This is a genomic window from Candidatus Sysuiplasma jiujiangense (genome assembly GCA_019721075.1).
Classification (GTDB): domain Archaea; phylum Thermoplasmatota; class Thermoplasmata; order Sysuiplasmatales; family Sysuiplasmataceae; genus Sysuiplasma; species Sysuiplasma jiujiangense.
Map to the genome: position 1 here is coordinate 1 of JAHEAD010000017.1, position 23,312 is coordinate 23,312.

Annotated in this window: 22 protein-coding genes and 2 tRNA genes; 16 read left to right on the top strand and 8 right to left on the bottom strand. The window is 50.2% G+C overall.

Translation table 11 applies throughout. From position 1 onward, the window contains the following. Positions 1 to 154 precede the first annotated feature (154 nt). The 6 genes from KIS29_09070 to KIS29_09095 all read left to right on the top strand — a co-directional run bounded on the left by KIS29_09070 (position 155) and on the right by KIS29_09095 (position 8,115). Complete coding sequence (locus KIS29_09070) at positions 155 to 1,765, top strand: extracellular solute-binding protein (protein MBX8640471.1); 1,611 nt, start codon at positions 155 to 157, stop codon at positions 1,763 to 1,765. 204 nt (positions 1,766 to 1,969) lie between these two features. Then, positions 1,970 to 2,860 carry a sugar ABC transporter permease gene (locus KIS29_09075; GenBank protein MBX8640472.1) on the top strand — a complete coding sequence of 297 codons (891 nt, stop codon included), beginning with the start codon at positions 1,970 to 1,972 and terminating at the stop codon, positions 2,858 to 2,860. Next, entirely contained in the window at positions 2,857 to 3,666 is an 810-nt protein-coding gene (locus tag KIS29_09080; GenBank protein ID MBX8640473.1) for a carbohydrate ABC transporter permease, read from the top strand. Before KIS29_09075 ends, KIS29_09080 begins: the two co-directional genes overlap by 4 nt. Next, positions 3,667 to 4,752 (top strand): ABC transporter ATP-binding protein, encoded by a 1,086-nt coding sequence (locus KIS29_09085; protein MBX8640474.1) that lies wholly within the window; start codon positions 3,667 to 3,669, stop codon positions 4,750 to 4,752. It begins immediately after the preceding gene. 12 nt (positions 4,753 to 4,764) lie between these two features. After that, positions 4,765 to 5,142, top strand: a complete 378-nt coding sequence (locus KIS29_09090) for a hypothetical protein (protein ID MBX8640475.1) — start codon at positions 4,765 to 4,767, stop codon at positions 5,140 to 5,142. 9 nt (positions 5,143 to 5,151) lie between these two features. Then, entirely contained in the window at positions 5,152 to 8,115 is a 2,964-nt protein-coding gene (locus tag KIS29_09095; GenBank protein ID MBX8640476.1) for a hypothetical protein, read from the top strand. Positions 8,116 to 8,229: 114 nt separating this feature from the next. On the opposite strand, the gene KIS29_09100 is transcribed toward KIS29_09095, so the two are convergent. Further along, positions 8,230 to 8,302 (bottom strand) — tRNA-Gln (locus KIS29_09100). 199 nt (positions 8,303 to 8,501) lie between these two features. Here KIS29_09100 and KIS29_09105 point away from each other — a divergent pair. Next, positions 8,502 to 8,984 carry an adenosine monophosphate-protein transferase gene (locus tag KIS29_09105; GenBank protein ID MBX8640477.1) on the top strand — a complete coding sequence of 161 codons (483 nt, stop codon included), beginning with the start codon at positions 8,502 to 8,504 and terminating at the stop codon, positions 8,982 to 8,984. Between the two features lie 56 nt (positions 8,985 to 9,040). On the opposite strand, the gene KIS29_09110 is transcribed toward KIS29_09105, so the two are convergent. Together KIS29_09110 and KIS29_09115 are read right to left on the bottom strand one after the other, a co-directional pair. After that, positions 9,041 to 9,991, bottom strand: a complete 951-nt coding sequence (locus tag KIS29_09110) for a threonine/serine dehydratase (GenBank protein ID MBX8640478.1) — start codon at positions 9,989 to 9,991, stop codon at positions 9,041 to 9,043. A gap of 17 nt (positions 9,992 to 10,008) precedes the next feature. Further along, positions 10,009 to 10,806, bottom strand: coding sequence for an NAD+ synthase (locus KIS29_09115; protein MBX8640479.1), 798 nt, complete (start codon positions 10,804 to 10,806; stop codon positions 10,009 to 10,011). 142 nt (positions 10,807 to 10,948) lie between these two features. On the opposite strand from KIS29_09115, the gene KIS29_09120 reads away from it, so the two are divergent. Beyond that, a tRNA-Ser gene (locus tag KIS29_09120) sits at positions 10,949 to 11,047 on the top strand. 19 nt (positions 11,048 to 11,066) lie between these two features. Here the strand turns inward: KIS29_09120 and KIS29_09125 are convergent. The 5 genes from KIS29_09125 to KIS29_09145 all read right to left on the bottom strand — a co-directional run bounded on the left by KIS29_09125 (position 11,067) and on the right by KIS29_09145 (position 14,854). Further along, positions 11,067 to 11,612, bottom strand: coding sequence for a GNAT family N-acetyltransferase (locus KIS29_09125; protein ID MBX8640480.1), 546 nt, complete (start codon positions 11,610 to 11,612; stop codon positions 11,067 to 11,069). Between the two features lie 46 nt (positions 11,613 to 11,658). Further along, entirely contained in the window at positions 11,659 to 11,973 is a 315-nt protein-coding gene (locus tag KIS29_09130) for a 4Fe-4S dicluster domain-containing protein (protein MBX8640481.1), read from the bottom strand. A gap of 61 nt (positions 11,974 to 12,034) precedes the next feature. After that, a complete protein-coding gene (locus KIS29_09135; protein ID MBX8640482.1) occupies positions 12,035 to 12,700 on the bottom strand; it encodes a 16S rRNA methyltransferase in 666 nt (221 codons plus the stop codon). Positions 12,701 to 12,749: 49 nt separating this feature from the next. Further along, positions 12,750 to 13,820 (bottom strand): formate--phosphoribosylaminoimidazolecarboxamide ligase, encoded by a 1,071-nt coding sequence (locus tag KIS29_09140; GenBank protein ID MBX8640483.1) that lies wholly within the window; start codon positions 13,818 to 13,820, stop codon positions 12,750 to 12,752. A gap of 485 nt (positions 13,821 to 14,305) precedes the next feature. Then, complete coding sequence (locus KIS29_09145) at positions 14,306 to 14,854, bottom strand: DinB family protein (protein ID MBX8640484.1); 549 nt, start codon at positions 14,852 to 14,854, stop codon at positions 14,306 to 14,308. A gap of 190 nt (positions 14,855 to 15,044) precedes the next feature. Here KIS29_09145 and KIS29_09150 point away from each other — a divergent pair, with 190 nt between their 5' ends. From KIS29_09150 to KIS29_09185, 8 genes are all read left to right on the top strand, one after another. Further along, complete coding sequence (locus tag KIS29_09150) at positions 15,045 to 15,659, top strand: hypothetical protein (protein ID MBX8640485.1); 615 nt, start codon at positions 15,045 to 15,047, stop codon at positions 15,657 to 15,659. A 70-nt stretch (positions 15,660 to 15,729) separates the two neighbouring features. Further along, positions 15,730 to 17,346, top strand: coding sequence for a hypothetical protein (locus KIS29_09155; GenBank protein MBX8640486.1), 1,617 nt, complete (start codon positions 15,730 to 15,732; stop codon positions 17,344 to 17,346). A gap of 2 nt (positions 17,347 to 17,348) precedes the next feature. Then, positions 17,349 to 18,227, top strand: coding sequence for a hypothetical protein (locus KIS29_09160; protein ID MBX8640487.1), 879 nt, complete (start codon positions 17,349 to 17,351; stop codon positions 18,225 to 18,227). A gap of 126 nt (positions 18,228 to 18,353) precedes the next feature. Beyond that, complete coding sequence (locus KIS29_09165; GenBank protein MBX8640488.1) at positions 18,354 to 19,412, top strand: alanine--glyoxylate aminotransferase family protein; 1,059 nt, start codon at positions 18,354 to 18,356, stop codon at positions 19,410 to 19,412. Continuing rightward, on the top strand, positions 19,409 to 20,380 hold the full coding sequence (locus tag KIS29_09170; protein MBX8640489.1) for a hydroxyacid dehydrogenase: 972 nt from the start codon (positions 19,409 to 19,411) through the stop codon (positions 20,378 to 20,380). Before KIS29_09165 ends, KIS29_09170 begins: the two co-directional genes overlap by 4 nt. A 217-nt stretch (positions 20,381 to 20,597) precedes the next feature. Next, positions 20,598 to 21,434 (top strand): hypothetical protein, encoded by an 837-nt coding sequence (locus KIS29_09175; GenBank protein MBX8640490.1) that lies wholly within the window; start codon positions 20,598 to 20,600, stop codon positions 21,432 to 21,434. A 27-nt stretch (positions 21,435 to 21,461) separates the two neighbouring features. Beyond that, positions 21,462 to 22,289, top strand: coding sequence for an ABC transporter permease (locus tag KIS29_09180; GenBank protein ID MBX8640491.1), 828 nt, complete (start codon positions 21,462 to 21,464; stop codon positions 22,287 to 22,289). Further along, the gene (locus KIS29_09185; protein ID MBX8640492.1) at positions 22,286 to 23,179 is read left to right on the top strand and encodes an ABC transporter ATP-binding protein; all 894 of its coding nucleotides are present in this window, start codon (positions 22,286 to 22,288) and stop codon (positions 23,177 to 23,179) included. Before KIS29_09180 ends, KIS29_09185 begins: the two co-directional genes overlap by 4 nt. The last annotated feature ends 133 nt before the right edge of the window (positions 23,180 to 23,312 follow it).

Below are 23,312 nucleotides of genomic sequence, written 5' to 3' on the forward strand. Positions count from 1 at the left end.
AGTCGATGAGGCTGCGTGTAATGCTGGCTTTTCCTGTTTTCCTTATATATACTCATTCGATCCTAGTACTTCTGTTACGATCGTCTTCGGAGATACTGGCCTAAGGCAAAATAGTTAAATAGTGTTCTATAGTACAGACTTAAAAAGTGGTTTTATGAGTCAACAAGGCAATGAACCTTCAAAGGAGCCTTCAAAGGTGCAAAAGGGGGGACGGACAAAGTGGATAGCCGTAGCTGTTGTAATTGTGGTCATCGTTGCGGCTGGCGGAGTTGCAGCCTATTATCTCACTTTACCAAAGAAGACTACGACCACCACCGTGACCGTAGCAGCACCTATCTATGGTTCCAGTGCTACAGTGTGGGAAAACTGGATCAATAACGCAACTGTCGCCTGGAAAGCTGATCATCCGGGTGTAAAAATCAAGTTTGTCGGTCCGTTTGGTGCAAGCAATGAAGGTGATTATTATACGAAATTGGATCTTATGACGTCATCGCCTTCGACGGCACCCAGTGTGATGCTGGAAGATATGTTTTATACTGCGACTTATGCAAGTTCGCATGTTCTTCTTCCGCTCAACAGCTATGTTAACAGCAGCGTAATTTCAAATGAATTCCCTTCAGCCCTTAACCAGATGTCAATAAACAATACCTACTACGGGCTCCCTGCTCAGGTTACTGACACGCTGATATATTACAACATGACACTTTTCAAGGAAGCTGGTTTGCCGGTTCCTTGGCAACCCACCAACTGGTCGGACATAATCAGTGCTGCGGAGACAATACACTCCCTTTCCAATATGTCGTCCGTCATTCCGCTGAACGCATATGAGGGCATCAAGGCCGATGAAGCATCGTCTTTTACCGGTTTTGAGGGTCTTCTCTACGGAACAGGCTGGGGACTTTACAATTTCACTGCGCACAAGTGGTATGGAGAAAACCCAGGTCTGCTTCAAACGCTTGATTTCTATCAGCAGGCATTTGTCAACAAAAGCCTTGCCTCCGCCTCTTTAAGCGCTGTTCCATATGTGACAGTCGGTCAGTATCTGCAGGAAGGCAAACTTGCAATTGCGATCGATGGCAGCTGGATGTATGGATATCAGTGGGGACCAGGCGCACAGCATCCGGTAACAAATTTCCCTAGCTACATCGGTGTTGCAAAGATACCGACAGAATTCGGCCAGTCGCCAGGTTACTCTACCATGGTCGGTGGATGGGGATGGGCCGTCTATAATCATACCTCCAATCCCTCTCTGGCTGTTTCATTCGCTGAAGCTCTGGCAAACACAACTAATTCGATTACAATAAATCTTCCGGGCAGTGCTCTTGCAGGAGGTCTTCCGACAACAAAGACTGCAGTAAACAATCCTCTTTTCGCCAAACTCATGCCAACCGATCCGTCGCTGGATGCGTTTTACACCAACCTTCTCCAGTACGGTAATTACAGGCCACCCGTTGCGGGATACCCAAAAGTTTCATACCAGCTCGATGTAGCGATGTCCGCAGTAGTCCATTCTACAGCATCACCAGCCGCAGCTCTGTCTGCCTATAACAGCGCTTTGATATCCACTTTCGGCTCGTCGGATGTTCAGGCAATTTCATCTGTTGCCGGCGTCTCTGTCGCCCACAACATTGTAAATTTAAACGGCATTCAGGTTGTTTCAGACTTTGGCCTCAGCGGCACTTCACACTACTCTTCTCTGCTGTCCTACGGTTTTATGGAGCAATCTTTAAGTGAACTGTCCGCCGTTCCTCTAAGCAGACTCTGATGGATTTTTCCTGGCATCCTGTTGCAGAAAACCATCGCAGGAAAAAATGACCGTATTCCATGGATGGCTGTTCAGGGGACATGCGTTGTTTCGGGAAACCGGTAAAACCTTTTTGTTTTCTTCAAATTGCGTTTCTAATAATTTATTTAACATCGCCTGAAATATGAGGGTATGTTGCTGTAACTGAAGATGACGGTCCTGTTTATGAAAATCAAAGCGCGCAGTGAAGGAAACTCAAATTTATTCATCCATGTTTATCTCATAGCATCTTTCGGTTTTCTCGCGGCCTTTTTTATTTTCCCTATTGCCCTCTCAATATATTACTCATTCACGAATCTCAGTCTCTACAACATATATCAGTTTTCATTTGTTGGACTCAGAAACTATATTTCGCTTTTTACCAGCAGATCGTTCCTGAACTCGTTTTACATAACCATGCTCTTCCTGTTTCTATCCGCAATTGTTGGTCAGGCAATGCTAGGCCTCGTGCTCGCATATATGCTTAACACTGTCAGATCCTACTTTCGCACCGTTGTAACAACCTCGCTTCTGCTTGCATGGGCAACCCCGCAGGTGACAGCAGGCATACTCTGGTACACAACATTAAGCATACAACCGCCTGGTGTTGTCAATCTGATTCTCTCCTCATTTGGTCTGCATGCAGTGAATTTTCTCGGAATCCGATATGCCATATTTTCGATAATTGTGGCAAACATATGGCTCGGTCTTGCCTTCTCTGTGCTGATTTATATGGCAGGCATTCAGAATATTAATCCGTCAACTATAAAATCATCAATAGTAGACGGTGCCGGACCGGTGAGCAGATTCATTCATATTGTGGTTCCGCAGCTTAAAAACAGCATATTGATGGATGTCATACTCATCACCCTCTTTACTCTTGGCACATTTACGATGGTTTTCACACTTACTGGAGGGGGACCCGCCGAGACTACCAACCTTCTGACAATCTATCAGTATTACACAGCATTCTCTTTTTTTGATATCGGATTGGGCAGTGCCATTGGAACGATCGTGATATGTGTTGCAATAGTACTCTCGTTCCTCTACATCCGCATTATGAGGGTGGGAGTATGAAGATACTCGCAGCTGCCAATTACGTAATACTCGCCGCAATAGCTGTCCTTTTTGTTGTGCCCTTTACCTGGCTGGTCGTGGAGAGTTTCAGCCCGCTGAATAATATTGGCGTAACTGCTCCCCCCTATCTCACGCTCAATAACTTTGTGGCCGTTACGGCCAACGGCTCGTTCGTGCTTTCCATACTTAATGGCCTGTTACTGTCTCTGGGAGGCACAGCGATATCGCTGCTGTTTGCCATTGGCCCGGCATATGTTTTCTCACGAAGGAAGTTCAGATTGAGGAACGGTCTCCTGCTCGCGATCCTCTTTCTGACCGGTTTTCCCACATTCGCTCTTCTTGTTCCCACATATGCGTACTTCATCCACATCGGGCTGTACAATTCCATCGGGGGTGTGATTCTCTTTCTGGCAGCACTCAATCTTCCCATTACGATATGGATATTGAAAAATGCGTTCGATCAGATACCCCTGAATGTGGAGAAGGCTGCAATGGTTGACGGTTCGTCAACTGCTCAGACAATTCTGCATATATTCCTGCCACTGGCATTTCCGAGCATTGCAGTTGTCGTCATACTTAACTTTGTGCTTAACTGGGGTAATTTCTATGTACCCTTTATATTAATCAGCTCTGGCAATGAGCTTCCGATTGCTGTTAAAATATACTCATTTTTCGGCGCATACAATGTGAAATATAATGAACTGGCGGCATTATCCTTCGTTTATACAGTCCCTGCGATCGTGATGTATATATTTGCACAAAAGTACCTGATAAAGGCGTTTTCCTTCGGCGGGAGCAAGGGGTGATTGCAAACGGCAAGCATAAGTGTGAGAAATCTGAGCAGAACCTTTGGGACCGTAAAGGCTCTCAACGATGTCAATTTTGACATCGCCGATGGTGAATTCTGCGTCATACTTGGCGCTTCGGGCTCTGGAAAAACAACACTTCTTAATCTTCTTGCCGGCCTTGAAAAACAGACAACCGGCGATGTCCTGATTGACGGCAAAGTAGTCAATGATAAAGATCCGAAGAGCAGGGGGATAGCGATGGTTTTCCAAGACTACGCACTCTATCCGCACATGACGGTCTATGGCAATATGGCATTCCCGCTGAAAATGGCCAGGATGCAGAAAAACGTCATTGACTCCAAAGTCAAAAATGTCGCGAGCCAGTTGTCGATTGAGCAACTTCTCCAGAGAAAACCGCGTGAACTTTCCGGTGGGCAGGCCCAGAGAGTCGCTGTCGGCAGAGCTCTGGTGCGTGATCCTTCCGTCTTCCTGATGGATGAACCACTCAGTAACCTTGATGCCAAGATAAGATCGCAGGTGAGAACAGACCTGAAGGTCCTCCACAGGGAGCTGAAGAAGACATTTGTGTACGTCACTCACGACCAGCAGGAAGCGATGTCACTGTCGGACAAAATTATACTTATAGACAATGGCAGTGTTTCGCAGATAGGAAGCCCTCTTGATGTATATAATTCGCCAGCGAACATAACTGTCGCCACATTCCTCGGCGATCCTCCAACCAACATATTCAAAGCACATGCTGAAAAAGGTGTTTTTATCAGCGATCTTTCCCCGCTTAAAATAGCTACAGACAGGGAACGTATCAAGATAGGCATCAGGCCGGAGGCATTTCAGCTTGAGGGAGGCCCTAACTGCGCCTATGCCGATCTCAGCGTGATAACAGTTGAGTCGTTCGGTTCCCATATGATTGTCACTTGCGAAACTGAAAGCAAAGCCACCGTGAAAATAAGGATTTCGAATAGACCCTTCAAGGAAAACAGATTAAGGGTATATGTTCAACCGCCATTCATGCATCTGTTTGATGACAGCGACGGAAAGAGACTTCTGGACGTCGATATAACACCGGCAGCAGCCCCCCGGTAGTCTGGTGGTCGGTTGCGTTCAGTGAAGTTTATATCTGTTTTGCTGACACTGGTTGTAGTGTCGGTTGCGGTTGCATCTATAAGTGCGAGCAGGCATACAGAGGAAGCAAAAGTCACAATAACGAATCTTGAAATCGGTTTCTTCGGAATATCTCCTGCCACGAACATTTCCTATCCACGCAGTGTCCTGGCCAATTCATCTTTCAGTATTTCCATGAATGTCGTTGAAAATGTCACGCGGGTGTATATAACAACTCCAGGGTTTGAAGTCATCAACTGGCATCTTTCGTATACCGATCTGACGGTTTCCGTAATTTACAGGCAGGCTGCATATATCGGTATTCTATCAATGCATGTCGTGGGCAATATTCCCTTTCCGGTAATATACTGAGGTGAGTTAATGAATTCTGTCGATGGCATTTATGAGACTGTTCGGGAATTGAAGAAGAGGGCGTCATATTTCATACTTGCCAGTGTAGTAGAACCAGAGCAAATTCGGAACTGGAAAAGAAAAAAGATGCCCCTTGAGGAAGCCGAAGCATTCAGATGTGATTACTATTCGCTTGAAAGCGAATATTCAACCGAAGGAGAATCCTTCGTCTATTTTGGCGTTCCGGGAAGTGCGATGATGCTTATCGACGGAAAGGTATACTTCGGCATCGATGCCTTCCATAGAATCGTGGATGTCCCGGAAGGAAGCCATCAAATTCGACTGGAAGCAACACATAGAGGACTTTTTGGAAACAAAACTTTTTCTTCCATACCATTCAACGCAGTGCTGTTCAAAAAAAATATTCTTTATGAAAAGATATACTACAAACTGATTACGCTGCTCGATTTCATACTGATTTCCCGGGATGAAACTAAACTGAACACTCTTCTGGAAATGTACGAAAGTTTCCCCCTTCTAAATGTCAGCGCTCTCGCTTACATCGTGCATGGAGACCTTTTTTCAGACGACTTCACATTTTCTGATGCGGCCTTAAAGATTCTGAAACTGAAAGAGAGGAACGAGAGCATCCTGGAAGATGTAAAATCGGCGAACAAACTGTCCGAGGAAATAGACATCCTCCTTCGTGACTGCCGCCTGTCTGTGGAATGCACCATTATGCCTCTGGGGCATGCACACACAGATCTCGCATGGTTGTGGCCTGTAGCCGAAACCACCAGAAAATCATTGCGCACTTTTGCCAGTGTGCTTCATCTGCTGGAGAAATTTGATTTTTTGTTTGTCCAGTCCATGGCATGGCATTACAAGCTTGTGGAAGATGCCGGATCTGATTATGCTATCGACATCTTTGACCGAATAAGGAAAATGGTGTCACAGGGGAAATGGGTGCCAATTGGAGGCATGATGGTTGAACCGGACTGCAACCTTACATCAGGTGAGTCGATTGTGAGGCAGGCGCTGTATGGCCAGCTTTATTTCCAGGAAAAATTTGGAACAAAGAGCAGCATTGCTTGGCTTCCGGACACATTTGGCTTCTCCCCGCAGCTGCCGCAAATTCTTCGGCTTTCCGGTTTCGACCTTTTTCTGACAACAAAACTCTCCTGGAACGACACAAACAGATTCCCGCATGATATGTTCACTTGGACTGGTATTGATGGAACAGCAATAGCTGCTCATTCCCACATGAGAACTTACAACTCAGATCTCTCTCCCGTTGATCTTGCAGAATCGCTTGAACTCCATCCGGAGACGAAAATAACAGGAATTATGCCGGTAATCTTTGGAAAGGGAGATGGCGGCGGCGGTCCAACAGGTGAAATGCTGGAACAGCTGGATGTTATTCGAAAGACAAAAAGCGCCGTAACAACCGGGAATACACTCTATGCCTGGCTGGAATCGATTAAGCACAATATGGAGAAGCTGCCACGCTTTAACGGCGAACTGTATCTGGAATACCATAGAGGCACCTATACGACGCATGCGGACATCAAGAAACTGAACAGGAAGACAGAAAGCCTTCTTTTCCTCGCGGAGGCTCATGCTGTTGCGGCGTCGGTACATTCTCGCAGCACACCCAGCAGATTCAGAGCGGAATGGGAAGTATTGCTTAAAAATCAGTTTCATGACATCCTTCCTGGCTCATCCGTCAGGCAGGTCTACATCGACTCAGTATCGGAGCTTTCCGAACTGGATGAAAAACTCAACCGCCTGATAGCGGATAATACCGGGGAAGCTGAAAATTTTTCAATCTTCTGTCCCTATTCGTGGCCGACTTCATACTTGATGGAACTCGGAGATAAATTTTCAGATGGCGATATCCTTGTATCGGAAAGCGGCACATGGTATCCTGTTTTTACTGCTTGTCACAGAAAGTTTGTCGAACTGAAATTTGAAGAAGGCATGGGTTTTTATGGATACACGAAGAAAAAGGGCAGTCAAACCCGGCCTGCTGTCATTCACCGGAAGGATTTTGTTGCAGGGAATTGGCATGTCCGTATAGAAAAGAACAGAATTTGCAGTCTCTCATTCTCTGACAGGGAGATGCCGCCTCCCGATTTCCGTCTGTTTCAGGATTTCCCGTCGGCATTCGACGCGTGGGAACTCGACAGGAAAAAAATTGAAAGCGGCCGCAGTCTCGATCCCCATGATATCAGAATCTCGGCTCCGGAAAACGGCTGCGTGGCGATCAGGCAACGTTATGATCTATTTCCCGGATCAATGACGGTTGAATATCTGTTTTTCTCTGATGGATTATGCAGAATGTTTTTCAACGTCGATTGGAGGGGAAACAACCGGCTCCTTCGCATGTATTTCAAAACTGGCGGCAACCGCTGTCACGGTGAGGTTGCCTACGGGCACGTGGTAAGGAAATCAGAAGGGGCAGTTTTTGAGTTCCCTGCCCAACGTTTTATCTGTGTGGAAACTGCCGCAGGCCTGTTTGCACTTTTCAACGATGGAAAATACGGTAACTCCTTTGAGGATGGAATGCTGGGAACGAGTCTTCTTCGTTCTCCTGTTTATCCGGACATTCATTCAGATCGCGGTAATAACCTTTTTTCATTTGCATTTGGTTTCATTGGAGACTTGCAACAGTGCCATCAGGAAGGTTTCAAGTTTAACGTGCCCCCATCCGTCTGCTCGCACACCGGCAGATCCAAATTCCGACTGGAAGGAGCGATGCTCGGTGCTCTGAAGGCTGCGGAACACGATAACACAATAATTGCAAGACTCTACAACCCTTCGGAGAAAACGATGAAGTTCAGGCTTGCAGTTCCATTCGAACTGTCTGACTGCCGCATGTGTGATCTGCTTGAAAACAACCGTGAAGGGACCTCACTGGAAATTGCCGGCACCGAGATAAAGGGAAGCATTCATAAGTTTGGAATAATCACACTCAAGTTAACACCAAAATAAGCTCTGCGGTTGTGTTTTTGTCAGAGCCTTGCTGCCGTATCGGTTTTGTTTATACGGGATCACCGCCTGTCAATGACGGTTTTTTCCTACATGGCCCTCATACTGAAAACAGAGTAGCCCCGGGCAGATTCGAACTGCCGTCGCAAGATCCAGAGTCTCGCATGATTGACCGCTACACTACGGGGCTGAAACGCAACGACATGACAACGGCGATAGTAGATAAATTTAATCAGCGTCTGCAGCCGGACAAACAGACAGATATGCAGAGCACGGCGATTCAGGTGATAACGGCGTTCCGGCACTTTGAATATACGCCGAATTGAGCGAAGATTCCGATGAATCTTTAAGATATCGGCAAGCGATATACCGGCGTGGAGCGTGAGGATCTGGAAATATCGGTTGTTGACCTGGGGAGCAGAGACGGGGTTAACATAATACTGGCGCAGTCGCACTTCATAAAGACGGCAGAAGACGTATATGAAGTGCTGAAGACGGCAGTGCCCGGGATGAAATTCGGGATTGCGTTCAATGAGGCTTCGGGACCGAAGCTAGTAAGGACGGAAGGTAATGACGGCCCGCTGGTAAGCCTTGCGGCAGAGAATGCAATGAAGGTCGGCGCCGGACATCTGCTTGTCATTGCCATTAAAGACGCTTTCCCGATCAACATCCTCAATGCATTGAAGAATGTAAGCGAAATCACACACATCTACTGTGCGACTTCCAACAAACTCAGGGTTGTTGTCTGCTCGGACGGCATGGCAAGATCAGTGCTCGGCGTGATGGACGGGGAAATGCCTGAGAGAGTGGAAGGGGAGAAGGAAAAACAGGAAAGAAGGGAATTCCTGAGGCGCATAGGGTACAAACTGTAATTAACAGCGTGCCCGTCAAAAACTGTTCGGTAAATACTTCCCCCTGTTCCGGCGTTTCATGCTCCGCCGAGCATCTGAACCACGGAGTCGGAAACATTGCCGCCGGAAATTATCAGTGCGACGGACAGGGCACCTTCCGGCAGAGAGGTACGGTACCTGAGCAGCGCCGCGACGGTCGAAGCGCTCGCCGGCTCCATCAGGATTCTGGAATTGACCCACATCTCCCTGACGGCCGACAGTATCTCTTCGTCAGAAACCAGAAGAATTCGTCTCACCCTTTTTGAAAGTATTGAAACATTCATTTTCCCGGGCGTGGTTACAGCTATACCGTCTGCGACGGTTGCAGAAGGCGAAACCACCGGTTTTCCCTCTTTCAGCGACTCATACATAGATCGGGAGTTTTCGGACTGAACCCCTATCACCTCTGTTCCTGGAACACCGTCATATGAAAGGGCAATACCGGATATCAGGCCGCCGCCGCCCACGGGGCTCAGGACAAAATCGCAGCGCTGACCTGACTGCATTTCGAGACCGATTGTTCCCTGGCCGGCTATAATCTCCGGATCGTCGAAAGGCGGTATCATCCGCAGCCCCCGCGATGAGCTGATCTCCCTCGCCTTTGCCATCCGCTCGTCCGAGCTGGTTCCGCAAAAAACGACCTCTGCCCCGTAGGAACTGATTATCTTCAGCTTTGACCGGTTGACATTCTCCGGCAGCACTATTGTCGCCTTTTTGTTAAGCCGCCTCGCCATGTATGCAACGGCCATCCCGTGATTGCCTGAGGATGCTGTTATTACGCCATCCTCCCGGACGCGCAGCATCTTGTTTGCCGTCCCCCTGATTTTGAATGAACGGACTGGCTGGAATGTTTCCATCTTCAGGTACACATCGGTCCGGGTCTTCGATGAAAGATAGTAATCGTATTGCAGCGGTGTCCTGACGCAATAGCCGTATATCACACGGCCTGCATCAATGACGTTCTTCCGGCTCAACTCGCCCGCGGACATATCAGCACACTGTCCTTTCAAACATACCAGTCCACTCCTATGGTCCTTATACCGATCTTCGGAACGGGAGCAGCCCTGCGCTTATGATAGCTGGATTTTACCATAGCGGAGACGCGTTCTACAACAGCAATGTCCTCGCCGGTGAGAGATGCAATCTGTTCCTCCCGGTATCCCGTCTCCATGCAGAACAGTATCCTGTCCAGCTGATCGTAGGTAAGACCCATCTCCTCTTCATCCGTCTGCCCCTCCCAGAGGCCTGCCGTCGGTTTCTTGTCGAGGAAGGCATGCGGAAGATGGAGTGCTTCAGCGAGCTGGCGTACCTCAGTTTTGTACAGGTCGCCTATCGGAAGCAAATCTGCGGCACCGTCCCCGTACTTTGTAAAATAGCCTGTAAGCAGCTCACTCTTGTTTCCTGTTCCGGCAACGAGCAGCCTGTGGCTGTTTGCATAGCCGTAGAGGAAAATCATCCTTGTCCTTGCCTTGATGTTTCCGATGTACTTCACGCCCGTGATGCCTGCCGTGCCTGCGATGATACCCACTGCAGGCGATATCACCATTCGCCTTACCGCTGCTCCCAGGGATTGTGCATATTCCCTGGCATCGTTCTCGTCCGCCGATGTCTCCTCCCTGTCCGGAAGGAGCAGGCCCGTGACTGCCTTTGCACCAACAGCGTCGGCGCAGAGCCTGAGTGTCAGTGCGGAATCGATGCCGCCGCTCAGACCTATCACCATTCCCTTTGCACCGCTCTCCTCGAACTCCTGCCTTATGAATGATATGATTGCATCGTATGAATAGTCCCTTAATTCAATTTTCACGCGGCGCGATATGTTGAGTCAATATGTAAAATTGTCGAAACAGCGGCATGTGCCGGGCACAATCTTAACAACGGGAACCGATGAACCTGAGGAAAACAAATCAATCACGATTAAATAGAGTTTGCAGATTACAAGGCAGTCAGCCGAGGTGGCCCAGCCCGGTAAGGCGCGAGCCTGGAGAGTCATTCACCGACAGCTCGTGTCGCTCTGCGACTCGGGAGTTCAAATCTCCCCCTCGGCGTACCGGTTTCCCGGCTGTTTCATCTCGCGCCGCTGATGCTGATTTCATGTTTTGCGGCTATGGCAGCCGAGGCAGGCTTGAACTGCTTTTCGTCCAGCCTGTAATGCCTCCATCCGTCCAGTGCCTGCGCACCCATTCCGTCATAGAAGGAAATCGCTGGCTCGTTCCAGTTGAGCACCATCCACTCGATTCTTCCGCATCCCTTTTTCGCTGCAATGTCTATGATCTTCAGGAACATCCTGGAGCCCACTCCGCTTCTCCTTTCATCCGCTGAGACAAATATGTCCTCCACGTACAGTGTGGGCCGCGCAAGGAATGTGGAATATGTCATGAAATAAACGCAGTAACCTACAGCCTCCTCCCCCCTGAATGCCATCAGCAGGCTGTATCTGCGATTCTTGCCGAAACCGTCCCTGACCAGTTTCCTGGTCTCACTCACACCTGGAGGCTCAAGTTTTTCGTAGGCTGCCAGTTCCCTGACAAGATGGACAAAATACCTGGCATCCGACTTTCTGGCACTCCTCACGACGAGTTTTTCGTTCGATTTCAGTTTACCACTTTCCACCGTTCAGAACGCGCAGTATTGATCAGGAACAGCGGCATCAGGAGCGTCAGCCGTAATGATATGCTATACCCTTTCCGCCTTCCGGATAGCTCCACCGTATTGCACCTTTTCCGATGTGTCTGCACACTATGACGCATGCACCAAGCTCCATGCACCCTTCCGGATTGTAGACAAGTTTTCCATTTTCATCCAGTTTGTAGACCTTTGCGGGACAAACGTAGAGGCACGGTTTCGGCACGCACTTCTCACATATCGCGGTATCCACCCGTATGAAATCGTTGTTGCCGAAATCATACGAATCGAGGCCCGTCCTGTCCTCAACGGAAAGCGCCCGTTCCTCCTCAGCCTTTTCACCGCCCATCTGTGAAACACCCGCGCCAGAGCATTCTGATTCTCCAGAAACAACTGATTATTTAAAACTGTCAGAGTCTCCTCAGGCGATACGCCGCAAGCAGTGTTGCGACAACCGTCCAGGACATGAGTTTCTCGTCCGCAATGGATATCATGCCTGCCGTGCATTCCGATACATCTGACAGAAAGCCGCCATGCGGGAAGCCTCCGACAATCAGAGTCATGTCATTGTACTGTCCGAGGAATGAAAGTGAATAATCAGCCTTGCCCTCCTCGCTGAATGCAATTGCCGGCGGACCAAGTTCGCGAACAAGATCTCCCAGCGTCTGCCGCGACGAGGATGCAAGCCGCTGCCCGGAAGGCGAAACAAGTTCACCTTTCGAAAGAAGGTCTTCCATCAGTCCGGTGAACCTGCTGTAGTTCCTTGGAAGACGAATCTCCGGATCAAATCTCAGTACGATATTGTTTCTGGTATGCACTAACACCCTCAGTCCGTTCTTTGCACTGTTGACCGGCGAGTCCATTGCAAGAAGCAGGCAGAAGTGGACGATGTCCGGCCTTCCCCTCCTGCCTGCGTCCTGAAGAGAGTTCATCGCGGAATGATGTAGACTGGAGTCCAGCAAACACTCCTCTGCCCTTTTTCTCTTCTTCGAAGAAGTGGCGCGAACAGACGGGTGGCCTGCCAGTTTCTGTGGAATGAGTTCGAGTTCCGCGTCCGCAATAACGATATTAATCATGTTCCTGTCTTTTCCTGTCCTCCCGTCCGTTCGTGCGCTGCGATATTAATCAGGAAACTATCTCCAGCAGTCTCCCCTTCTCAAATCCGAGCTTGATCTCCTGCGCTATCCTTCTTCCGGTGGAGAGGCCAGGCTCAATCATTTCAGAATACGGCGAGCCGGCGACAAAGGGATTTGTTCCTGCCACAATCCTGGATGAGATTTCGAACACCTTGATTTCCAGCTTGTCTGTGACTATCGTCTCGAGGGCGAACGGACCAATCAGCCCGCCAAAAAGCTCCTTGGAGCGGTTGATTGTCGCTTCCCCCATTTCAAACACCTTCGGAAGCAGGCTCTCGCGCACGACAATCGAATAGTTTCCGGTGACCACAAAAGTGGGAAAGAATCCGAGACGCTTCAGCTCCTCCACGGAACCCAGCTTATAAAGTTCGTCTATGTTTGCCTCATCCCTCCGGTCGATGGAAAGCATTTCGAGCGATCCGCCGGATTTGACCCTGTAGCCCTCATCCCTGAGCGGTGAATAGAAGTAATGGAAGTAATAACGCGTTCCCAGCACGTACTCCTGGATTGTGTACTGTTTGCTGTAGTCTATACCCATTTTGAATTCCATGTAGTCCTTTGCGATGAATGCACCCCTGCCGCCCTTGGCCCCGGAGTATTTGACAAGGACCGGTCTGTCTATATTTCTGGCATCCTTGATCTCTTCAGGCATTGAGATGCCTGCGGATGTCAGCCATTTCCTCTGTGTTGAACGGTCCGATTCCCATTTCAGAACCTCCCGGTTTCCGAAGCTCGGAACATTGAATCTGCTGAAATTATCGGCACCCATGTACTCCACAAAAGAGCCATGAGGGACGATTATTGCGTTGCGGGAGACAAGCTCGTCTTCCAGATCCTTTATGTCGGCATAGCTCTTTACCTTAAGAAACTCATCCGGCTTTGCAAGTGGAAATGCATCATAAAAGCGTATATCCCTGTCAACGGCTATGCCTATTGTCCTGAGCCCTTCCTTCCTTGCACCATGAAATATCTGAAGGGAGGAATGCGAACACAGTGTTGCTACCGAAACATCCTTCGGGCTGTAGCCTTCGACAATCTTCTTTATTTTCGGGGAGACCATACGATTATATTCATAGGATAGCTTTAAACATTTCCTTGTCGCTCATTTCCACGCCGTTTCAGGATGACGGGAGTTTAAAAAACAGAGCGTTAAAGACCGGATAGTGCAGAACCGGTTCGTTCCCCAATCAGTGCAGAAATGAAAATGCGGACTCCCCGATTTGGGAACAGCTGCTGAGATTGGTCTGACTGATGCAGAACTGCATTTATGGCGTTGGCAAAATGACTGATCAAAAGTTTGTGCTATATTTATCGGCAAATCATACTCCACTATTATCTCAACGGAAAATATCAGATGCGTTTCAAACTCCATCGCCTTCCAGAATTCAGCGAAGGAGCCATTGTTTGAACATGCGACAGAGCGGGGATTTGGAATACAAACAGGTTACAGGATTGCTTCAAAACAGAAAGTCAGCAGACATAACACTGTCAGAAGTTTCAATTGGGCAGACAGCCTGCCACGCAAAGCATCTGAACTTAGGCAACTCACTTCAGCTGCTGCCTGCACATAGTCCCTATCCATGTCATAGCCGGAGGCTCGACATCCTGCTGCCAGAGAGCACCAATTATTTCACCGAGATGATGCGCCTCTTCCAATGTTGTCTGCATGAGTGCGTCTGAAAGAACATAATCTCCACGCATCCAGAATGCATGGACAGGCCTAGACATGTCCTTCTCCCTGAGACTGTCAATGAAAGTGCCGACTGATGACCACACATGTCTCGAGTAGACGCCGAAATCGCGCCAGTCTTCCGGATGGCGTCGCCTGTCGCTGAAAAGCTTGTCCAGCTCACTGTCCGAGTTCCGTCCCTGGAGGATGTAACATATCCAGACCTCATGAACATTGAGAATGTGGATGAGCGTTTCAAACAGCGACCTGTGTCCTGTTTCCCTGTTCCTGATTGCCTCGTTCCAGCCGAGCCGGCGAATACGCCGGACGTAACGTTCGAACACGCGCCGGTTGTACTCGAACAGGCGGCGTGACTGTTCCGGAGACAGTAAAGTGTTTTTTGCACCTCTGGCTTTTCGCTGCATGGCAGGCGTCAGGCAATGCTGTGATTAAAAAATTGTTGAAGCCGGCTGTATGATATCACATCCTAAAGGCCGAGGATGTGTGGCAGGCAGCCTGCAGTTGTGTGCCGTCGTCCGCCTTTATCTGTAGAAGCACCGTAAAACCGTAAAGCGTCTTAAATACACAAAACCAATTCAGTTGCGAGAGATGCGGATGCCGAACAGGTCGAAACCAAAGGATGAAGACTGGTTCAAAGCGCTGGAAGCGGAACTTGACAGGGAAGCTTCTTCGATAAAGGATGATATCGTCGAACTCAACACACTGAAATCGGGCATAAACAGGGAAGTGCTGCAGGACTTCTGGAGGATCTGGCTGCGTTTCAACAAATCAAACATACACTTTTCACTGCAGCCGGAGTACAGCGAGTATCTGCGATTCACCGAATTTCCGGACAGCTGGTCCCTCAGGGATGATTTCAGATATACATCTGTGAATGCGATCGAGCTCATTGACAGAACAAGCGACGAGGGGAGGATGGGTGACAGGCTCAAACTCTTCTATTACACACAGGACGGAAAGCACTATGTCAGGATGACATTCGAATACTTTGAGGGCGAACACTATTACAAATATTCAGGCTGGAAAAGACTGTTCGGGCAGTACGTGCTGTATGACGTTCCTGTGAAATCCTTCGACGCGAAGAAATTCCACGAAATAATCGGCGACATAGTAAAGTCATGGTTCGAATCGCACATGAGGAAGAGCAGGGACAGTTTCCTGGAACATCTGAAAGCACACTATCCCGCCGGTAACTCGTACAGCGAATAGATGCTTTCGGCCATCCTCCAGTCCCATTTAAATAACTAATTTGCCTTTTCAGCACAAAGGAGTGATTTGCGTGGAATCGGATATTGAAAAACATGTCGAAGACATGTACGGCGTGCTTGGCGGGAAGATTGAGAAGAATGTCCTGAGAAGCGACTTGGAACTTTATGTGAACCAGTACCGTGTCTCCATCCCCTCCGCGAAGAGAAGCATTGTGAAGAGATATGGGGGCGACCCTGATGCCCTTTCCGTCGGCGTCGAAAAGAGTATAGCTGAAATCGCAGCCGGCGAGAACGGCATAGACACCACCGGAAGGGTAGTTTATGCGGAGAAGAGGGAGATCGAAATAGACGGAAAAAAGAGAGTGCTTCTTTCCGGTATGCTTGAGGACGCCACGGGCGGCATACCGTTCACCATATGGGATTTTGCCGGTCCAGACATAGCGAGGGGCGATCTCATTTCAGTAAGGAACGCATATGCGACAGTTTACCGCGAGAGGCCGCAGCTCAATATTTCGTCCCGTTCCAGAGTATGGGTCAGGGAGAGGATAGAGCAGTGGACAAAAGAGCCGAAGAAAATTTCAGAAGTATCCGGAAATGAAATGGATGCCGCCTTTGTCGGCAAGATCGTTTCGTGGAATCAGAAGAGGATTGTAAGCAAGGGAAAGGAGATTGAGATTGGTTACGGACTCGTGGGAGACGAGACAAAAACCGTACGCTTCACTGCCTGGAAGGATTTCGGTCTTGCGAAGGGTGATGTCATAAGTGTTTCGGGCGCCTACACGCGCGAGAGGGAAGGAGAGGTCCAGATAAACCTGAGCGAAAGGACCGAAGTGCGGAAGATGGAGGGGCACGCCATACCCAGCGTTGCACGTTTCGGCGAGCCGAGAAAGTGCACCATTTCAGAGCTCAGGGACGGAATGGGCAACGTCACCGTCAGCGGCAGAGTTGTCAGGGTTGAGAAGAAGGAGATCATGCACAACGGACAGAGTGTCACAATGTTTTCCGGTCTCCTGGCGGACGGGACAGGCAAAATAGCATTCACCGGCTGGAGGGAATTCGCATTCATCGGCGGACAGGATGTGCGCATTTCCGGCGCATATGTACGCGCGTGGAAGGGTATTCCTCAGCTCAAATTTGATGAAAAATCGGAAGTGACGGCTGCCGGGGAGGAGATAAAACTGCAGGAGGACGGCTCCGCTGCACAGGAAATAGGTGCCCTGGCGGAGAGGGGAGGTGCAATGGAGGTAAATGTGCGCTCCACTGTAATTGAGGTGAGGCAGGGAACTGGTCTTGTGTTCCGGTGCCCGCAGTGCGGCAGAACACTCAGGTCTGGAGAATGCAGGACGCACGGTGCGGTGCAGGGGATTCCAGACTTCCGGATAAGGCTGATAGTGGATGACGGTACCGGCTCAATGACAGTAAACATGCCCAGGGAAATATCGGAGAAGATTACCGGACTGACACTTGAGGAAGTGAGGAAGAGGGCCGAGGCGACGCTTAACCAGGATGCAGTCGTTGCAGATGTGTCCTCAAAGCTGCTCTTTTCAAGACTGAAACTCTCCGGAAACGTGTTTGCTGACGATTTCGGTCTGAGCATGTCGTGCAAATCTGCTGAGATGGACAGCGGTGAAATCAATGAGGAGGCGGCGGCCCTGTATCAGGGGGTGATACAATCACTGGGGATGTAAGGATGAGGGAAATGGCCCACAGGATATTTGCGGCCGAATTCAATTCTTCAAACTACGAGATCAGGGAGGGAGAGGAGAAGAGCACCGTTTATGTGGTGACACCACTCGGAGCGCGTGTCAGCAGGCTCATGATAGCCGGCGTTCTGACGGAGAAGGACGAGAACCAGGGCGAGAACTGGAAAATGTATTCGGCCCAGATAGCTGACCCGACCGGCACATTCAGAGTGACTGCGGGACAGTATCAGGAGAGTGCGTCCCGGACGCTGCAGTCGCTTGAGCCGCCAGCATTTGTGGCGGTGGTCGGAAAGGCAAAGACATTCACTACCGAGGAGGGGGCGGTATACGTTTCCGTCAGGGCAGAATCAATAGCGAAAATAGATCAGAGGCAGAGGGATATCTGGGTGTTTGAAACATGCCGTGAGACGCTGAGGAGGATTGAAGCCGTCGCCGCTGCCGCCGAACTTTCGCCTCCGACTGCCGGTGGACTGGTAAAGCTCGGCGTAAGCGCGCGATATGCCGAAGGGGCAGTCATTGCCAGGCAGCATTACGGCAGCGTGGATCTGGATGCATACAGAGGGGTGGTTGTCGAGGCACTCCGCTCAATTCCCGGCATAGAGGAAAAGACGCACGAGATCGACGGTGCTGTCATGGAGAGAGCACAGAACGGAGAAGACGAGGAACTCACCGAACTCGAGAAAACGCTGCTGATAATAATCGGTTCGCTCGACAACAACACCCCCAGGGGGGCGGAATGGAAGGACATAGAGCGGAAAGCGCAGGAGAAGAAGATGACACCCGAGCAGTTAAGCGAGGCGGTGAGCGGCCTGCTTGACAAGGGAATGGTTTACGAACCTGTGATCGGGAAAATGAAGAGAATCTGAGGTGTGCAGGCAAAGTGACCCGATATCAGCGGATCTCGGGCCGGTTTGGTCCGTTTAGCAGCACATACGGACAGTTCTGCGCAATCTATAATTAGATCGCATGGATGCAGATTTCCGGTAGATATATTGGAAAAGATACTTTTCACCGCCGGACCGGTAGAGGTTAGGCGGGAAGTGCTCAATGCAATGAGCAGGCCGATGATAACACACCGCGGAAGCGATTACAAAAAACTTCACAGCGGAATTGTCGACAAGCTGAAGGATCTCCTTGAAACAGAGAATGATGTTTTCCTCATTCCCTCCTCATCTACCGGCGCAATGGAAGCGGCTGTGAGAAGCTCCGTCAGAGAGAGCATTCTCCACATGAGCTGCGGTGCATTCGGAGACAGATGGATTGAGATTTCAAGAAGCAACGGGAAGAGGGTGAAGACAATTTCGACTGACTGGGGCAGGGGATTCACGTCCTCCGTCATCGACAGCGTTGTCGACAGCGGCGAAGAGGCGATAGCCATCACCCACAATGAGACATCCACCGGCGTCATGAATCCGCTCGCGGAAATAGCCGAACGCATCCATGGCGCCAGCGATGCGCTTCTGTTTGTGGACGCAGTCACATCGGCATTCGGGACACCCGTGGACATGAAAAGGGTGAAGCCGGACATACTTATATTCGGAACACAGAAAGCGCTCGCGCTTCCACCCGGGCTTGCGGTGGCTGTTGTCTCGGACCGGGCGCTTGAGGCGGCGAAGCGGGTTGAGAACAGGGGAAGATATCTGGATCTTGTCGAAATAAAGGAGTTCGCAGACAGGAATCTTGTTCCGACAACACCGCCCATATCGCTTATGTACGCGCTTGACTTCCAGCTCGACAGAATCGTTGAAGAGGGAATGGCGGCGAGGACCGGACGGCACAGAAAGCTCGGCGAAATGGCAAGAAAGTGGGCATCCGAATGCATGTCGGTCTTCACCGAGGACGGCTTCTACTCAGACACGGTAACGTGCGTGAGGAACACATCCGGAAAGGAGTACGGGTTCATAGATGCGGAGCTCGGAAAGCGTGGCTACCAGATTTCAGAGGGGTACGGAAAACTCAAGGGGGGGACATTCAGGATAGGTCACATGGGTGACCTGACAGCAGATGAGATGGGTGGACTTCTCGACGCACTGACGGAGGTTGTGACATGACGAAAATAATAATCACGGATGCAGTCGACGAAAAGCATGTGAACAGGCTGAAGTCGATGGCTGGATTTGAAGTCGATTTCAGGAACGGCATAAACTCCAAGGAACTCTCTGAAATCGTAGGCAACTACGAATGCATTGTGGTCAGGAGCAGGACAAAACTGACGCATGAACTGATATCGAAGGCTGAAAGGGCAAAACTCATCGTCAGGGCCGGCGTCGGCACAGACAATATAGACGTCGAGGCGGCGAGCACCTTCGGCATACCGGTCGCAAACACGCCGTGGGCCAATGTGGTTTCGGCAGCGGAACTTGCATTTGCATTGATGCTCGCACTCAGCAGGAGGGTCCACCTGGCGAACAGCTCCATGCACGAAGGGAAATGGGAAACACTGAAGTTCACCGGTTCCGAGCTGAGCGGAAAGACGCTGGGCATAATAGGGCTCGGAAGAGTGGGCAGGGAAGTCGCCAGGAGAGCAAGGGCATTCCAGATGGAAATCGTCGCCACGGACCCGTTTATCGGCAGGGATGTCGCTGAAGCTGCAGGAGTGCATCTGGTGAGCAAGGAAAAACTCCTGGCTGAGGCAGATATTGTTACACTGCATGCATCAATGATGCCCGGGAATGTGCATCTCATTGGCATGAAGGAAATGGAGCTCATGAAGAAGAATTCGCTGCTCATCAACACGGCAAGGGGCGAGATGGTCGACAGCGGTGCACTGGTGCATTTCATAAAAGAAGGAAAGATCGCGGGTGCCGGCCTCGATGTGTTCGAGAAAGAGCAGACGGTGGATCCGAGGCTTGCGGAACTCCCGAACGTTGTCATGACGCCGCACATTGGTGCGCAGACGAGGGAGGCGCAGAACAGGGTTGGCGGCGAGGTTGTTGAAGTCATAGAGGCGTTCTTCAACAGAGGGGAGATGATGAACGTGGTAAACGCGGGGCGTATTGAGAAACTGCGACAGAAATGAATCCGGCGTTGTGCGGTAAGACACAGAGCATTTCAACTATTTCTACCGCTTCCGGCATATAAGAATCGCCGGTCCGCAGTCATATCCTGTCATCTCGGGAGACAGCGGATGCTGTTGACTGACCGCGAATCGGCTTTAGCCGAAGGAAGTGAAATTCAAAAGTTATTTATTCAGGATGAAGGTCGAATCACTACCCTGAGAAGAGGAAAAACAGTTTATGAAATACCTGACCAAGGTTATTGTTGTGGCGGCGGTTGCGGCTTCCGTCGCGCTGCCTGCGGGCTATTTCGCCTATACGGCATCAGTTCCGGCTGCTCCGGCGCCTGCGGAATTTGTGCCGTCCAATGTACAGTATGTCATGAGGGCTTCATTGAACAATTCGAGCGCTTACGCATTCGTTTCAAACGGGTCTGCATCACTCGTGCTCGAATATACAATAAGCGCATTCGACGCAAGGCTCTCGGCAGCCGGGAACTTTTCCCGCGGAACCGGCTTCAAGGGAAATATCACGCCTGTTCGCTGGGGCGAATACAGGGGCTACACGATATACAGACTGGAAAACACCACTTTCAGCACGGATGCACTTCTTGGTTCTCTTGCGAATATAACCGGGCTCGGTACCTTCTTTGATTTTGGAGCGCTTAACAGCAGCGGAAGCGTGTACGTCTCGCAGGTCAGGCCGCAGATAATGGCAGTCGGCGGAACTGCCGGCATTCAGGCATCAGTGAATGCATACCTCTCGGGAAAAAATTTTGCAAAACAGGAAAAACAGCTCTTTTCGCCTGCTGCGGATCTCTCAGCCTATGTAAATTCCAGCACGACGCCGTTTGCATCGGCGACACTGAACATATTCGCTGATTCCGGCTATCTGAACCTCACATTCTCCACTACCACCTCGGCCCAGAGATTCTATTCAGTGGCTGAAAATTATTCATCCAATGTTTCTTCCGTCGCAACGCTCAGCGGGAGTTCGGTCAGCATCAGGTTTGACGCAGGGCTGACGGGTCTCGGCAGCTACGTCTACCTGCTCAGGGAAATAGAGGCGCATCTCTGAATGGGCGAAAAGACCGGGAACGGCGGAATGAGGCTGCTCGGAACAGTCACATGGTACTACTTCAGGAATTATTACAGATCAAAAAGCTTCTATTTCATGGTAGTGATAACACTTCTTGTTTCGGCCCTCCTGAGCTATTTCTCGTTCAACTACGTCAACAGGATAGGAAGCATTTTTCCCGGTGCGAACCTGACGGACATAGGTACGTTCGCCAGGGAACAGATATTCGGGTACCTGTGGTCGTTTGTTCTGCTGGATCTGCCCGTTTTTGCCTCCGTTTTCTTCGGTTCCCCCGCAATATCGTCCGAGATTGAGTCAAAGACGGCCTACCATATATTCACTCTGCCCATCGGGAGGACAAAACTGTTCGTCTCAAAGTATCTTGCGGCTGTGGCCGCAACCTTGCTGACTGTCCTGATCTACGTGGCGGTCCAGGCTGCCGTTTTCATCTCCCTTTTCCACGGACTGCTCATTTATCCTTTCTACGAATCGATCGGACTGCTCATTGTTTTCATCTTTGCAATCGTCGCATTTACCTTCCTGATAAGCGGCATATTCGACAGGAACACATATGCCTACATCACCGTCTTCCTGATATATTTCCTGGTCTTCAGCGCATTCCAGATTATTGTCGAATTTCTGTACAGGGAGACACCTTTCTATCTCCTGAATGTCGCAGCAAGCATAGTTGAACGTGTCTACATAAACATAAACCCCGATCCGTTCCGTACTTCATTCACATTTGCGCCTGCCGGGCAGGCGGACATACTCCTTTCTCTGGCTGTCATCGCCGTATACTGGATTATTTCCTTGAGCGCAGGCATAATAATGTTTGAAAGGAAGGAGGTGAAATGACGCCCTCCATCAGGCTCGAAGCCATATCCAAGGCATACGGCGGGACGCTTGCCCTGGACAGGATAGATCTCCGGGTGGATGGCCCGGTCTGCCTTGGAATCCTCGGCCCCAACGGCGCTGGGAAGACCACGATGCTGAAGATCATTACTAACATTTCCAGGCCGACCGGCGGCGTTGCGCTTGTCAACGGAATAAACGTTTCGGAGGATCCGCAGAAGGCGCTTTCAGCCGTCGGGTCACTCATCGAACAGCCCGAGTTCTATCCGTACCTCAGGGGAAGGGAGATACTCGAGTTCGTCGCGAAGGTGAGGGGGCTGGAGGAACGGGAGATTGATGCAGACATCGGAAAAATTGCCCAAAGGACAGGATGCACTGAATATCTTGACAAAAAGTCCGGCATACTCTCAAGGGGGATGAAGCAGCGCCTAGGGCTTGCGGCTGCGCTGATCGGAGATCCGGAGATACTCATCCTTGATGAGCCGACATTCGGCCTGGATCCAAGGGGCATGAGGGATATCAGAGAAATCATCAGGGAACTCAGTTCAGAGAGAAGGCGGATAATCATGCTCAGTACTCACCTCACGTACGAGGCAAGCGAAATATGTGAGCGTGTGATCATAGTGAACAGGGGGAGGATCGTCCACGATACGGGACTGAGGTCGGAGGCTGAAGAAGTAAAAGTCGTCCTGGAGGAGACGCCTGCAAATCTGGAACTGCCGCCGGCCCTCTCTTCGAATTTCAGGGTGGAGGGGAGCACCGTGATAATAAGAAAAAGTGACGGTGTGGCAAACAGCGAGCTGATTTCGTACCTTGCCGCAAGGGGTATGAGAATCAAATACATCCTTCCCGGAGACAGTGTGGAGGATATGTATGTCAGGGTTGTGGATTAAGACCTGCTCCTGCCCGGTCTGCGCGCTGAACGCTGCAGGGGTGCCGCCTTACAGGTAGATGATACGCCGGCATGCCCACAGGAATATGAGCTGCGGACCGGCAGCCTTGCCGGAAAATGCAGATTGACCTCAA

What these genes read in the sequence shown, in the direction of transcription:
- KIS29_09080 (MBX8640473.1), top strand. Translation starts at nt 2,857, where the DNA reads ATGAAGATACTCGCAGCTGCCAATTACGTAATACTCGCCGCAATAGCT.
- KIS29_09140 (MBX8640483.1), bottom strand. Translation starts at nt 13,820, where the DNA reads ATGGTCTCCCCGAAAATAAAGAAGATTGTCGAAGGCTACAGCCCGAAG.
- KIS29_09150 (MBX8640485.1), top strand. Translation starts at nt 15,045, where the DNA reads ATGCCGAACAGGTCGAAACCAAAGGATGAAGACTGGTTCAAAGCGCTG.
- KIS29_09130 (MBX8640481.1), bottom strand. Translation starts at nt 11,973, where the DNA reads ATGGGCGGTGAAAAGGCTGAGGAGGAACGGGCGCTTTCCGTTGAGGAC.
- KIS29_09175 (MBX8640490.1), top strand. Translation starts at nt 20,598, where the DNA reads ATGAAATACCTGACCAAGGTTATTGTTGTGGCGGCGGTTGCGGCTTCC.
- KIS29_09075 (MBX8640472.1), top strand. Translation starts at nt 1,970, where the DNA reads ATGAAAATCAAAGCGCGCAGTGAAGGAAACTCAAATTTATTCATCCAT.
- KIS29_09160 (MBX8640487.1), top strand. Translation starts at nt 17,349, where the DNA reads ATGAGGGAAATGGCCCACAGGATATTTGCGGCCGAATTCAATTCTTCA.
- KIS29_09095 (MBX8640476.1), top strand. Translation starts at nt 5,152, where the DNA reads ATGAATTCTGTCGATGGCATTTATGAGACTGTTCGGGAATTGAAGAAG.
- KIS29_09135 (MBX8640482.1), bottom strand. Translation starts at nt 12,700, where the DNA reads ATGATTAATATCGTTATTGCGGACGCGGAACTCGAACTCATTCCACAG.
- KIS29_09180 (MBX8640491.1), top strand. Translation starts at nt 21,462, where the DNA reads ATGAGGCTGCTCGGAACAGTCACATGGTACTACTTCAGGAATTATTAC.
- KIS29_09185 (MBX8640492.1), top strand. Translation starts at nt 22,286, where the DNA reads ATGACGCCCTCCATCAGGCTCGAAGCCATATCCAAGGCATACGGCGGG.
- KIS29_09170 (MBX8640489.1), top strand. Translation starts at nt 19,409, where the DNA reads ATGACGAAAATAATAATCACGGATGCAGTCGACGAAAAGCATGTGAAC.
- KIS29_09070 (MBX8640471.1), top strand. Translation starts at nt 155, where the DNA reads ATGAGTCAACAAGGCAATGAACCTTCAAAGGAGCCTTCAAAGGTGCAA.
- KIS29_09145 (MBX8640484.1), bottom strand. Translation starts at nt 14,854, where the DNA reads ATGCAGCGAAAAGCCAGAGGTGCAAAAAACACTTTACTGTCTCCGGAA.
- KIS29_09110 (MBX8640478.1), bottom strand. Translation starts at nt 9,991, where the DNA reads ATGTCCGCGGGCGAGTTGAGCCGGAAGAACGTCATTGATGCAGGCCGT.